Origin of the sequence: Pseudomonas fluorescens (assembly GCF_005938625.1) — a bacterium.
GTDB lineage: Bacteria > Pseudomonadota > Gammaproteobacteria > Pseudomonadales > Pseudomonadaceae > Aquipseudomonas > Aquipseudomonas fluorescens_BD.
On sequence record NZ_VCNJ01000068.1, the window covers coordinates 1 to 11,865 of the forward strand.

Here is an 11,865-nt window from a genome sequence, read left to right on the forward strand (position 1 = left end):
TGTATGCGAGGGTAAAATTTCTTCGGGCCCTCAGCTATTCACCCCCTTAACAGGGGCACAGCTTTGCGACGTGTAGCCCATGATGGCTGACTACGTTAAATTTACAGGCAGAATGTTTTGGTGAGGCCACAGGCCTGACCAAAGCAATTTGCTTCAAGTATCTCGCTCTGTCGTCATGGTACGACTTGGCTAGTAAGTGTCTGGTGATCACTCAAAACAAACACCCACCTTCCTACGACCCTTCGGGACACACCGTCCCGTTGGGGCTGGCGTGTCTCTTTTTCTGGAGATACACCATGCAATTTGATGCTCAAATCCCGCTGACTTCGTTTGGAATCCAAGCTCCTGTAAGCGTGCCCGGCTTTGCGCCTGGTCATGCCCATATGGACTTTGTTCCGAAAGTGTCTAGCGGCTACAAGTTTCGCCGTGAGCTTCTTCGCGGTCTTCTGGCCTGGCTCAGTGATCCATCTGATGATTCGCTGTCTTTGGTCGGTCCAACAGGATCGGGCAAGACCTCGATGATTCTTGAAGCGGCTGGGCGTCTCAACTGGCCTGCACTGCAGACCAATGCCCACAGCCGTTTGGAGTGGCCAGAGCTAGTCGGTCACCACTCCCTCACAGTCGAACCAGCCACTGGTGACCAGAAAATGGTCTTTGTGGATGGTCCATTGACGATGGCAATCGAAAGAGGGTTCATCTTCATTCTGGATGAAATGGACTTTCTTGATCCGTCGACCGCTTCCGCGCTAAACGCGGTGTTGGAGGGCCGTCCACTCGTGATCGCTGAAGATGGCGGTCGCATAATCCATCCTCACCCCAACTTCCGCTTCGTTGGCACATCCAACACTGCGGGGCAGGGTGATGATACCGGCCTGTACGGCGGTACCCAGCAACAAAACCTTGCAACGATGGATCGCTATCGAACTTTGCGGGTGTCCTACATGGATCCGGCAGACGAAATAGAGGTGTTGCAAGGTGTGTTGCCCGGTGTGGATGTACGTGTTCTGGAGCCCTTCATCAAGGTTGCCAATAAAATCCGCGCTCAATTCATTGGGTGCGATCAAGAAGAGCGAAACCGTATTGTCGCAAATGCAAATCCTGGAGTTGCAGGATCCGCGACCGCCGATGATCGCGGGCAGTTAACCATAACCATGAGCACCAGAACCTTGGTGCGCTGGGCGAAAATGCAGGCCGGGTTGTCGAAGACACGATGCGAGTCGCCACTGTATGTGTCGATGAGGCAGTCGCTGACAAACCGCGCAGATTTTCTTCAGCGGACGACAATTCATAAAATTTGCCAAGAGGTTTTCGGCGATCAACTCTGGAAGGAAACTGAGGCATGAATCACGTCAACTGGGTGGCAATGAATACTCAGGAAGCGTTGGACGCAATGCCACTTTTTCTTTCAGGTATGGGAGAGGACGAAGTCGAGTTAAGGGTTTACGAGGAGCTGGCGCCTGCATGGGCCGAGCTAGAGCTTGACCTCCAGGGCTTCGGCTCTGGAGAGATTCTTCTCGAGAACCGTGCTCAACGACTGAAGCTCATCCTTTTGGTAAAGCTTTCGCAATTATTTACGGCTAACGGCACCGAGCTGGTGCTGTTCTCTAGAGAAGATGGCGACGAAGGAGTCACCCTCGACTCAAAGCAGATCTGTTCGCTGTTCATGGTGCCAAACCCTTCACTTGGCTCAGATGAGCAGCTGTACCTTGATGCACTTGAGGCGCTAGGCGTAATAGCCAAACGCATCAACCTACAAGCAGCTTTTGCTGAAACCAAAGTCCCTACTGGGGTTTGGTTTTAGCTCAAACCTAAACCCAGCGGGGTGTCTCTACCCCGCAAGGGAGGAGCACCTTTTTCGGAGATGCTCCATGAAAATTCAAGACGTAAAAGTCCTACAAGAAGTTCTGCTCTTCGGTTTGGATATCAGTATTTGGTCCGGTCGTAAGAAGCTCAAACCCGAAGACCTTGGCGTTGTAGATCTTCCCCCCGAGCAGTTGGTCAGCTTGGGTTCGAAACGGATCTGTGATCCTGAAACAACCAAGGTGTTCGATCGGCTGAAGCGCCGCGCGATTCGCGCATGTGAAGAAGTCGGAGTTCGATTTCTCGGTGGTTATGCGGTACCTGTTTCTAGGTCCGTTGAACTGGCAGATAAATTGGACGTGATTGAGCGTGAGTTTGTAGATGCGCGCTCAGTGTTCTGTAAGGACTACGACAAAAATATCAAGGAATGGCTTGCCCAGGACTGGATCGTTGCAAATCCTAACTTCAAAAGCGCGCTAGAAATCGCAATCACGCCTGTAGGGGTGGTTGAAAGTCGCTTGGGTTGTCATTACACGGCGTGCCGGTTGGCGCCCGCAGGTGGCGATCAGCCAATCCTCAATCGAGGCTTGGAAAAGGAGGTTAGCGGTCTTGCTGGCCAGCTGTTCCGTGAAATTGCGCAAGCAGCTCGCGAGGCATTGGAAAGCAGCTTTTTGGGCAAACAGAGCATTGGGCAGCGTGCGGTCAACGCACTCAAGAAAATGCAAAGTAAGCTCGCAAGTTTGTCGTTTCTAAATCCTCAGGTCGCAACTGTCGCTCAGACGTTTGACGATGTGTTGATGCGACTCCCCGACAAGGGAGACGTTGAGGGACAGGATTTTCAGCTGGTATTGAGTCTGATGATGAACCTGTCAGATGAGACGAAAATCCTTGAACTGGCCAGGGGGTTTCATGCGGCCTCAATGGGCGTGCAAATGGCTGATGACGAACCGGAGCTTGAAACGGAACCTCCGGTTCAAATCGAGGCTGTTGTGGATAGCAATGCTCTGATTGAACCGACCTCTAATGTTCAAGAGGTGATTCCCGTAATGCCTGTAAGCGCAGATCCTCTGCCGATCATGTATTCGGAAGCTGCTGAAGAATGGGCTCACCTGAGCCAGCCATCAACGACGCCAGTCGAAACAAAGGCTGCAGAAGTGGTAGCTAGAGAAGAAACCATCACACCTACGATGACTGATCCGGTAGTGGCCCCTACGGCGCCACCGACACAGTCGCAATCAGTCGTATGGTTTTAAAACCAACCCTAACGGGGCATACCGCCCCTTTAGGGGTGGTGTGTCACCTGCTTTTGGAGACGCACCATGAAAACTTTAACCAGCGCTATGCCAATCGTTGCACGTGCTCTTGCTGACAACTTGGGAGTGAAGCTTCGGTTTGGCGGTGATATCGCAAGTACCGATGGCAAGGTCATTAACTTGCCGAACATCGATCCTGATGATGTCAAAGGTGCAGAGATCGCCTACGGGTATTTAGCTCACGAAGCATCACATGTGAAACACACAGACTTTAGTCTTGATGTTTATGGTGGTGCAGAGCCGTCCCCGATTGAGAGTCGAATGACCAACCTGGTCGAAGATCTTCGGATCGAACAGCTCATGATGAATGAGTATCCAGGTAGTCGACGTGATCTTGATGCTTTGGCTGTTCACTTGTTCAGAGGTACTGACATTCGGCAGAACAGTCATCCAGCTGCAATTTTGCTGAATGGACTCCTGTTGAATGGATGTGCCAGGTACCTCAGGCAGCCGATTCGCGACGAAGCCGATCAAGCTCTTGTGGCTATGGTTGACGTCTTGGGAAAAGGCAAAACGACCAAAGTCATGGGATTGCTAGGTGCCAGCGTTGGTGGTCTTTCATCGACGGCTGAATCATTCGGGCTTGCAAAGAAACTTCTCTCAGTACTTGAAGAAGAGCCCGAGGAGGATGAACAAGACACATCGGACAATTCTGATAAGCCGGATGATCAATCTAGTGGAAATGCTGAACCGAAGCCAACCGCGGATCCGGGTAGTTCATCCGAACCGAGCAATGAGCAAGGTGATGACGGCGAAGATTCTTCTACGACATCTCAGCAACAGGCAACTGATGATCCGCAAGCTGGTGACATGTCGTCCTTCGACGACAACCTCATCCAGCAAATCTTAAATGCTACTGACGCAGATCTGCAGGGTGTTATATCGGACAAGGGTCAAGCGGCCTCAGAGCTTTTGAGATCGCATGCTGACTACAGCCAATCGACACCTGCAGATCTTCATGATGTTCCAGCCAGACAAAGTGACTTTAGCGACCAGATTGCCGACAAGGCGTTTGAAAGCGCGATGGGTCTACGTGCTGTGCTGAATGGATTGATGCAGGGGGTTAGAAATACCAGACCTTCACTGCGCCGTACTGGCAGGTCACCTGATAGCACTCGGATCGCAAGGCTGATGGTTGGGGATAGCCGAATTTTTCGGCATAAAGACCCAATCGTCAAAACCAATGCGGCCCTCCAAGTGCTTTTGGATAACTCGCCATCGATGCAGAGCACGATTCGACAGGCAACCGTGGCTGTGGCGTCCTTGTTACAAGCGATGGATGGCCTACCGGGAGTTAATCCTGCTGGTTATCGGTTTCCAGTAACCGTCAACGGTCGACTGGGTATCGCGCCGATTCTCAAACACGGAGAGATGTTCCAGAAAGCGAGGCGTGATGGACGGTTCGCTGTGAGCGTTGAAGGCTCCACGCCTTTAGCGCAAGCGCTTTGGACTGTGTCATCGCTTCTGGTGCGGCAACGTGAGGATCGCAAGATTCTCATTGTGGTGACCGACGGTGATCCTGACGACGTTACGTCCGCAACTGACATTATCGAACGATGCCGCAATAGCGGTGTTGAAGTGCTCGGTATTGCAATGGGGACGCAAAGCTCGAACTTGAGAGTGTTGTTTGGAAGCAACTACCGCTATATCAGCGGAGTGAGCGACCTCCGACAGGCTTTGTTTGAGCTCGTGCAAAACGTTTTGACAGCAAAAGTGGCCTGACACTTGTCAGCCATAACCCAGTGGGGGGAGCGCCCCACTGGGGCTGCTACCTCTGCTTAATCTGGAGGTGCAGCATGCAAATGAGTTTTTTTGAGGCGCCATCGGAGAGTGAAATTCAACTCGCCGTTCTGGCCAAGGTTCCGCAGCGTCGGCGCCGAGATCAAGCCGATGTGGAACAGTTTTCGTTCCTAGACATTCTGGCCATGCCAGAAGATATTTTCATTCGGATCAACTGGTCCGATGCAGATATCCAGGTGATGTACGACCGCATCCTTCGGGATGCACTACAAACAGCTCTGGACCGCCGTGCTAGCGTTGAAATGAGGGAGGAGATCTGGAGTTGGATCAACGATGATTCTCTCCGTCCTTTCAGTTTCAGAGCCTGCTGCGCGTTAGGGACAGCTATGACTGAGTGGGGCGTCATCGATCATGATGCCCTTCGCAGCAACATAGCTGGGATGGAAAGAAGAACCCATCGAATGAGAGATGAAAAAGCGCGAAGTCAACTACGTAGACAGGTCGCTTAAATCCACCCCCCGTAAAACGGGGGTGGTACTTCCAGAATACTTTGTTGGGCTGGTTCCATGAGCCTGGCCAACAAAGATTTCTGGCTCGGTCGCTGCGCGATCGGGTTTGAAATGTGCGTGGTGAGCACTTGAAATAAACACCCACACACCAACCCAGCGGGGTAAGCCCGCTTGGGGCTTTTCTCCGCGAAATCCTGGAGAAAAGTATGAGTCCGATAATGGTCGCTGCGCGCCTTCAGGGCGACGCGAAGGTCACACGAAAAGCGTGGTCAACCTGCGGAGTGGTAAAGGTTCACTTGTGGGAGCTTTCCACCGGTGAGGTCATCATCCTTCGTAACGTGGGCGGTGCTTTTGAAACGCCATCAAAGCTCAATCAAAGCTTCGATGAACTCGTAAATCGTTTCCGAGAGAAAACGCAGAATCGCGTATTCACTCCCGACATCATTCATTGACTAAAGGCCACTTGGCCAACACTAAACCCATGCAGGGGCCATTCCCTGCTGAGGCATGGTCCTTCAAAAACTGGAGCGCACCATGTTCAATTCATCAGTCGTATCGTTTCCCGATCGGGGCCCTTGGGGCAAGTCCAATTACCGCGGCAACTGCACTGGTCATATCGTCAAAGGATTTGTTGAGTCCTACCAGCGCCGAAAAGATGGTCTTGTTATCGATCCAAGCGTTGGCGGCGGTACAAGTGCTGATGTGGCTCGAGATCTGGGGCTGCGATTTTTTGGGACTGATCTGCATCAAGGCTTCAACCTGCTTGTCGACGACCTCAAGTCACATGTTGGCGAAGAGGCACATTTGGCATGGTGGCATCCCCCGTACGCCGGAATGCTTCAGTACAGCGGTGTTGAGTGGGGTGAGCCAAACAAGTGGGATATGTCCCGGATGAGACTCCCGGACTTTACAGAGGCCCTGGAGCTTGCCGTGATGAACATTCACGACGCCGTTGAACGCGGTGGCGTGTATGGAATTCTTATGGGCAATCTGCGGAAGGGAGGAGAGTACTTCAACCTTTCGTCGCTCGTTGAACGGGTTTCCCCTGGACGTCTAATCGATGAGGTAATCAAGGTTCAACACAACTGCGTCAGTGACTCCAGAGAATATCGGGGCCGCTTAATCCGGATTGCTCATGAAAAACTATTGGTTTTTCGTAAGCAGCAGGAGGCGTTGTTCTTCCTTGCCACTATCGAAAAACGCGCGGAGGCCATGGTCAATATCACTTGGCGTGCCGCTGTTCGACGAGTACTGCAGGGGGGCAAGGTGCTGCATTTGAAAGAAATAAACGCAGCCTTAGAGCCATACGCACAGACCAGGAACAACCAACATTGGGCCGCGAAGATTCGTCAGGTCCTGCAGAACGAAGTCTTCTTTGAACGAGTAAAGCCCGGCGTGTATCGACTGGCTTCTTGATTTAAATCTGAAAGGCCACCTCACGGGTGGCAATCCCTTACAGGGGGCGATCTCCCTGTAAGGGGAGGTCGTGCCTCCGCAATCTGGAGCATGAAATGACGACCATTATTAACGCGAAAATTGGTGAGGCTCGCCAGAAACCTTCAATCTGGATGGAAGGCCAAAAGCTTGCTCACGGAGGTCTGCGGATCGGAGATAAGTACACAATTCGATCTGATAAAGCCGCTAGGCGCCTGGAGCTGGTCGCAGTACCCGCTAACTTTGTCGGCAGCACATTCACTGTCTCAAAGCGCGAGCGTAACGGGACGGTGCATCCGCTCCTTCAACTGCGCAGTGATGAGATACGCCAGGTGTTTGAGGATGACGAGAAGGTCCGGATTGCGATTCGAAACGGTCGTATTGTCATAACGGCATTGCAACTGCAAACCAAAATCCGTGAACGACTCAAACGTCTGAAAGAAAAACTGGATCGCGGCGAAAAACTTGCCGTTACCAGTTTATTTCACGGTGGAGGGGTGCTCGATCGGGCCATCCACTCAGGGCTACTGCGAGCTGGGGTTGGTTCTTTTGTGCAAGTGGGTGTTGAGTTAGAAGCTGAGTACCTCAACGCATCGTTGCGCAACAATCCGGATATTTGGCAAGCGGACTCTATTGCGATTTGCTCCGATATCAGGGATGTCAGCCTTGAGGGGAACGTTCCCCAATGCGACATTTTGACAGGGGGAGTGCCTTGTACAGGGGCTTCAAAAGCGGGAAGGGTCAAGAACGATTTAGAGTTTGCAGAAGAGCATGACAGCGCTGGTACGTTGTTTTTTGACTACCTGTCATGGGTGAAAGCAACCAATCCTGCCATCGTGGTTTTGGAGAATGTGCCTGAGTACCAGACCACTGCCTCAATGGCGGTAATTCGAAGTGTTTTAAAATCGCTGGGATACGTGCTCAACGAGAAAGTGCTGGATAGCTCTGATTTCGGCGCGCTTGAGAAGCGAAAACGAATGGTGATGATCGCCTATACCCCTGGTCTGGGAGATCTTTTGTCGTTCGATAATCTCAAAGTCCACAAGGTGCGAGAGGCCTCTATCAAAGAGATCCTTGAGCCGGTTCCGTTGGATTCAACGCGTTGGAAGCCATACACATATTTGTCTGAGAAGGCGATCAATGATAAGGCGGCTGGCAAGAACTTCGGACTTCAGCGATTAACAGGAGATGAGAACGGATGTGGAACGATTGGTCGACACTACTTTAAGGGGCGATCGACTGAACCCTTCTTGATTCACCCTGAAAACCCTGACCTGTTCCGGCTGTTCACGCGGCTTGAGCACACACGATTAAAAACAATACCTGAAGTTCTGACGGAAGGAGTCTCAGAGACGACAGCACACCAAATAATGGGGCAAAGCGTTGCCTTCATACTTTTTGAATCGATAGGTGAAGAAATGGGCTGCTCGATGTTCAGAACAGACAATGAATCACCAGCTATTCCCGATTCATTAAGCCCCAACTTAGCAAGCCTCGATGCTGGTCATGATTATCCAAAAAATCTTGACTCGGCATTCACGATGCCGCCCCCCATAGCGGCGGTTTCTACTCAGCAAATGTTGCTGTAGAAGCGTTTCGATGCTGTAATATCTGTGGCCTTTCGGGGCCACAGTTTATCGAGTCTTCTTCCGCGAAAACGACGTCGACGAAAGCAGATTCTTGCGTTTGGCCTTGAGGCTGATCGTTTGATAGTGACTGGTGATCACTCAAAACAAACACCCACCTCTCGCATTATTTCAAACCCACAGGGCTACCACCCTCTGGGCTGGTTCGCCCTGTTACAGGAGCGTCCCATGTCCTCGCAGAAGATTCTTCTTCTTTCTCACGAAAATCAGGCTTTGCTCGTTTCAACCATTTTTCAAGTTGCGCAAACTTCTGATAATGATGGTCGAGTTAAAGCGCTTCTTGATCAGCTCCAGGCTGAGAACTCAATGACAGAAATGTTGAAGGCCGCGAAAGAAAACGGTCTCGACTTCAGTCAGTGCGTTCGAGAGTTTGGAGAGGATGTTGAATCGAATGCCTTCGCGGTAGCCGCTCAAAATCGATACTGCCTAGGTTCAAGTGACAACATTGAAATAGATTCACACGCTGTTATTTCTGAAACCGAAAGCGGTGCCTGGGTATCTGCCTGGCTCTTCGTAAAAAATTCAGAGGCGTGTTTATCCACTTATTGAAGAACCTAAACCATCGGGGCTTAACACCCCTATGGGGTGTAGCTACCTCTAATCAGGAGAAACACCATGCGTTTTCAACAATTCGATAGCGCTGTACCTGCAACCTTCGTTCACCAACTGAAAGATTTTTCTCTGGAAGAATCTCCGCTGGCAAGCAGAATTCGTTTGATGAATGAATCTGCAGCTCGCGAAAACGAAGAGATTAATAAACGACGTTGTGAGATTCAGCAGCGTGCCGCGGCAATTAAAAGCCAAGGCTCATTGCGATCTTTTAGTCGTACCAATGATGCTCCGTGTAAGCAGTTGCCTGCTCCCGTGCGCGTCAAGGCTTTACCCGGCCGTTCCGAAGAACAGAAGCTGTGGGATCGCGTATTAAGTGAAACCGCACCTGAAGTTGAGCACAACTATCAGGAGCTTGACAGCGAGTCTCTGCGCGCGGATATGGAGGCTTACGAGCAACACTTCCAAAACTGCGCTGACACTGCCCCGGAAATCGATGTGTGGGCTGATGCGTTGAAAGGGGAGGTTACGTCCTTTGGTGCTTTTCCATACAAGCATCAAAAAGGCGAAAAAATTAGTTATATGATTCGCCTCGGCACCCTTGAGGTATGGGGTGTGGATTTGGAACGGTGCATGGTTGAATATGACATTGATATTGGTGACCAAATCGCCCTCAAGCGAATCGGAAAGGTTCCCGTACAAGTCATGCAGAATGTCATCGACCAATTTGGCACTGTCATTGGAGAAGAGCCAGTCATCGTCGATCGCGTGAGTTGGATTGCGAAGCGGCTGTGATTAAATTAAATCCCGCACAGGAGGGCAACCCCCTGTGCGGGGGTTTTTAAATTTTCGAGTCTATGATTTACGGGTTTTGCTGGTTATTCTTCTAGGCAGTCGCGTTACAAACAGATCATTGACTGTCGCCTTGAGGCAACAGTTATTGAGCAGGCTGCTGACCTGAGAAAAAAAACAGCCACCTAAACTACCACTCTGGGGGATTCTACCCCTTTGGGGTCGTATCCCCTGAATTGAGGATACGACATGAAACTTTTGGACTTTGCCGCTGTACAAGCAGTTGAGTTGTCTACTGCACACATCACGAAATATGATTCTGAGTGCCTCACCCGATTCGCCGCAGATTATGCGTCGGGAAGTGAGGACGCGCCTTATGTGTTTGATACCAAGCATGGTTTCCTGATCATGATTGGCGTTCTCACAGTGGCCAGAATCAAACTGGCACCGATCAGCAAAGAGCTTACGGAGTTACTTGATTCCGCCTTGGATGAAGGCCTCCTGCTTCTCGCCTTTGATTCGGATGGAAACAGACACGAGGAGCTTACTAGTTTCGACTGGTAAGCAAGATGGATTTATTAAACGATTCGTCGCTTAACAATTCACCTGTTTGGGAATTACCAAAGGTAGCTAGCTCGGAGACGAGTTATGGCAGACCGAGAGAAGCGCGGACTGGCTTTAGTTACTCGGTGAAAAATACCTTTACTGGTCAAGAGTTAAGAATCACCGCTCCAACGGTAATGCTTGCAGTTGCTCATGCATTTTTGGCTGATTGCGGCGCACCAAGGAGCATCGAATACACTGAACGCATTAACAATCAAATCATTGATCACCGATATTTTGTCCGGTGTGGAAACTGGTTTGCTGACGAACGCACAATTCTATAAATCTGTTATCTGCTTTTTGTAGATATCTCGAAGCCTATTGGCAACCCATTGGGATTTACGTCCCTATGGGCGAAGTCCCGCTCAAAGGAGTAGGACATGCAGCCAATTCAAGTTTTTGCCCGTAAGGAACCTGACGCTAGTGGTGAGACAGACAATTTTGATGTTGTCTTTTACAAAGATGTATATTGTAAGGAATTTGTTACCAGGGTTCCGTGGTACTACAAAGAGATCATGCCTAAGCAAAACGAACGTAAGGTTTTCCTTAACTGTTATGAATGGCACCTGCTATGGCGCCCAACTGTTTACAAAACACAAGGAAATGAGGTCGCTAAGACGTCTATAGCGGCATGATTAAACCCGCAGGGGAGCACCCTGTTGGGGTCGCTCCTTCTGTTAATTTTAGCAAGGAGCGAAAAATGAATACTGCAGAATTTATTTATGTTGGTGATGCCCAGCTTCAACACGTTTTATCTACTCTTGTGAGCCAGAACGCCTGGTTTCAATTCGAGCCACGTCCGTTTGAAGAGTGGGCAATAACTGTGAAATCTGAGCACGCTCCACGTATGCCACTCGTTTTTTATGTCGAACACGATGGCGAGACGTGGAGATCTGTATTTCCACCGCATCTAGAGAAATTCTCGAATACACATTCAACGTCGTCGGAGGCTGCTCAGTGGATCAAAAACCACGCCGGATTTGATGCAGACGTAAGAGTGCTGAATCAGTTCAAAAAAGCGTTTAGGTTTTCGCTCCTGGATAAGGTTTACGACATTCATGCCAACGATTACGATCAAGCGGTCGTATTTGCGGTAGCCGAAAATAATCAATTTCAAGAGCAAGTCTATACTTGCGTTGAAATAAGCGAGGTCGCAGATCTCGTACAACTAGAGCTACAACACGCAATTCCATATGGATTTAGAATCCATTTCGACCATGCGACCTTATCTGGCTTCAGGATTTGTCAGAATTCATCGGGTGGGTTTGTAGCTGAAGAAATGAGGTATGGAGCAGTTGAGCAAGTATCAGAAGAAATGTCTTTTTCGGACGCGCTTGCTTGGATTAGCACCATGCTATCTGGGTTTAAAACTTGGGCAATTTGGCACAATGTTTAACTCTCAGAGGTGATGTTCCTTAGCCTTTAAATCCTCCCCCTCTTAGGGGGAGGATTTAAAGGTGATCTGGCTTAATGATTCTG

General features: G+C 50.2%; 13 protein-coding genes. All 13 read left to right on the plus strand.

The features are described 5' to 3' along the window. The first annotated feature begins 296 nt into the window (after positions 1-296). The 13 genes from FGA82_RS28095 (at position 297) to FGA82_RS28155 (ending at position 11,782) form a co-directional block, all read left to right on the plus strand. Positions 297-1,343 (plus strand): AAA family ATPase, encoded by a 1,047-nt coding sequence (locus FGA82_RS28095; protein WP_141129618.1) that lies wholly within the window; start codon positions 297-299, stop codon positions 1,341-1,343. Next, positions 1,340-1,801, plus strand: a complete 462-nt coding sequence (locus FGA82_RS32235) for a hypothetical protein (protein ID WP_171057376.1) — start codon at positions 1,340-1,342, stop codon at positions 1,799-1,801. Before FGA82_RS28095 ends, FGA82_RS32235 begins: the two co-directional genes overlap by 4 nt. A gap of 67 nt (positions 1,802-1,868) precedes the next feature. Continuing rightward, positions 1,869-3,053, plus strand: coding sequence for a DUF3150 domain-containing protein (locus FGA82_RS28105; RefSeq protein WP_141129620.1), 1,185 nt, complete (start codon positions 1,869-1,871; stop codon positions 3,051-3,053). Between the two features lie 66 nt (positions 3,054-3,119). Next, the gene (locus tag FGA82_RS28110) at positions 3,120-4,835 is read left to right on the plus strand and encodes a VWA domain-containing protein (RefSeq protein WP_141129621.1); all 1,716 of its coding nucleotides are present in this window, start codon (positions 3,120-3,122) and stop codon (positions 4,833-4,835) included. Between the two features lie 74 nt (positions 4,836-4,909). Further along, the gene (locus FGA82_RS28115) at positions 4,910-5,362 is read left to right on the plus strand and encodes a hypothetical protein (RefSeq protein ID WP_141129622.1); all 453 of its coding nucleotides are present in this window, start codon (positions 4,910-4,912) and stop codon (positions 5,360-5,362) included. Positions 5,363-5,568: 206 nt separating this feature from the next. Then, positions 5,569-5,814 carry a hypothetical protein gene (locus FGA82_RS28120; protein WP_064363709.1) on the plus strand — a complete coding sequence of 82 codons (246 nt, stop codon included), beginning with the start codon at positions 5,569-5,571 and terminating at the stop codon, positions 5,812-5,814. An 82-nt stretch (positions 5,815-5,896) separates the two neighbouring features. Then, positions 5,897-6,778, plus strand: coding sequence for a DNA adenine modification methylase (locus FGA82_RS28125; protein ID WP_115987186.1), 882 nt, complete (start codon positions 5,897-5,899; stop codon positions 6,776-6,778). A 95-nt stretch (positions 6,779-6,873) separates the two neighbouring features. After that, entirely contained in the window at positions 6,874-8,385 is a 1,512-nt protein-coding gene (locus FGA82_RS28130; protein WP_141129623.1) for a DNA cytosine methyltransferase, read from the plus strand. Between the two features lie 225 nt (positions 8,386-8,610). Next, a complete protein-coding gene (locus FGA82_RS28135; RefSeq protein WP_141129624.1) occupies positions 8,611-8,991 on the plus strand; it encodes a hypothetical protein in 381 nt (126 codons plus the stop codon). Between the two features lie 66 nt (positions 8,992-9,057). Then, positions 9,058-9,786, plus strand: a complete 729-nt coding sequence (locus FGA82_RS28140) for a hypothetical protein (protein ID WP_141129625.1) — start codon at positions 9,058-9,060, stop codon at positions 9,784-9,786. 246 nt (positions 9,787-10,032) lie between these two features. Further along, positions 10,033-10,347, plus strand: a complete 315-nt coding sequence (locus tag FGA82_RS28145; RefSeq protein ID WP_141129626.1) for a hypothetical protein — start codon at positions 10,033-10,035, stop codon at positions 10,345-10,347. A gap of 419 nt (positions 10,348-10,766) precedes the next feature. Beyond that, positions 10,767-11,021, plus strand: a complete 255-nt coding sequence (locus FGA82_RS28150) for a hypothetical protein (RefSeq protein WP_141129627.1) — start codon at positions 10,767-10,769, stop codon at positions 11,019-11,021. A 65-nt stretch (positions 11,022-11,086) separates the two neighbouring features. Further along, entirely contained in the window at positions 11,087-11,782 is a 696-nt protein-coding gene (locus FGA82_RS28155) for a hypothetical protein (RefSeq protein WP_064363715.1), read from the plus strand. Positions 11,783-11,865: the final 83 nt, after the last annotated feature.

What these genes read in the sequence shown, in the direction of transcription:
- FGA82_RS28145 (WP_141129626.1), top strand. Translation starts at nt 10,033, where the DNA reads ATGAAACTTTTGGACTTTGCCGCTGTACAAGCAGTTGAGTTGTCTACT.
- FGA82_RS28135 (WP_141129624.1), top strand. Translation starts at nt 8,611, where the DNA reads ATGTCCTCGCAGAAGATTCTTCTTCTTTCTCACGAAAATCAGGCTTTG.
- FGA82_RS28130 (WP_141129623.1), top strand. Translation starts at nt 6,874, where the DNA reads ATGACGACCATTATTAACGCGAAAATTGGTGAGGCTCGCCAGAAACCT.
- FGA82_RS28120 (WP_064363709.1), top strand. Translation starts at nt 5,569, where the DNA reads ATGAGTCCGATAATGGTCGCTGCGCGCCTTCAGGGCGACGCGAAGGTC.
- FGA82_RS28150 (WP_141129627.1), top strand. Translation starts at nt 10,767, where the DNA reads ATGCAGCCAATTCAAGTTTTTGCCCGTAAGGAACCTGACGCTAGTGGT.
- FGA82_RS28095 (WP_141129618.1), top strand. Translation starts at nt 297, where the DNA reads ATGCAATTTGATGCTCAAATCCCGCTGACTTCGTTTGGAATCCAAGCT.
- FGA82_RS28140 (WP_141129625.1), top strand. Translation starts at nt 9,058, where the DNA reads ATGCGTTTTCAACAATTCGATAGCGCTGTACCTGCAACCTTCGTTCAC.
- FGA82_RS32235 (WP_171057376.1), top strand. Translation starts at nt 1,340, where the DNA reads ATGAATCACGTCAACTGGGTGGCAATGAATACTCAGGAAGCGTTGGAC.
- FGA82_RS28110 (WP_141129621.1), top strand. Translation starts at nt 3,120, where the DNA reads ATGAAAACTTTAACCAGCGCTATGCCAATCGTTGCACGTGCTCTTGCT.
- FGA82_RS28125 (WP_115987186.1), top strand. Translation starts at nt 5,897, where the DNA reads ATGTTCAATTCATCAGTCGTATCGTTTCCCGATCGGGGCCCTTGGGGC.
- FGA82_RS28115 (WP_141129622.1), top strand. Translation starts at nt 4,910, where the DNA reads ATGCAAATGAGTTTTTTTGAGGCGCCATCGGAGAGTGAAATTCAACTC.
- FGA82_RS28105 (WP_141129620.1), top strand. Translation starts at nt 1,869, where the DNA reads ATGAAAATTCAAGACGTAAAAGTCCTACAAGAAGTTCTGCTCTTCGGT.
- FGA82_RS28155 (WP_064363715.1), top strand. Translation starts at nt 11,087, where the DNA reads ATGAATACTGCAGAATTTATTTATGTTGGTGATGCCCAGCTTCAACAC.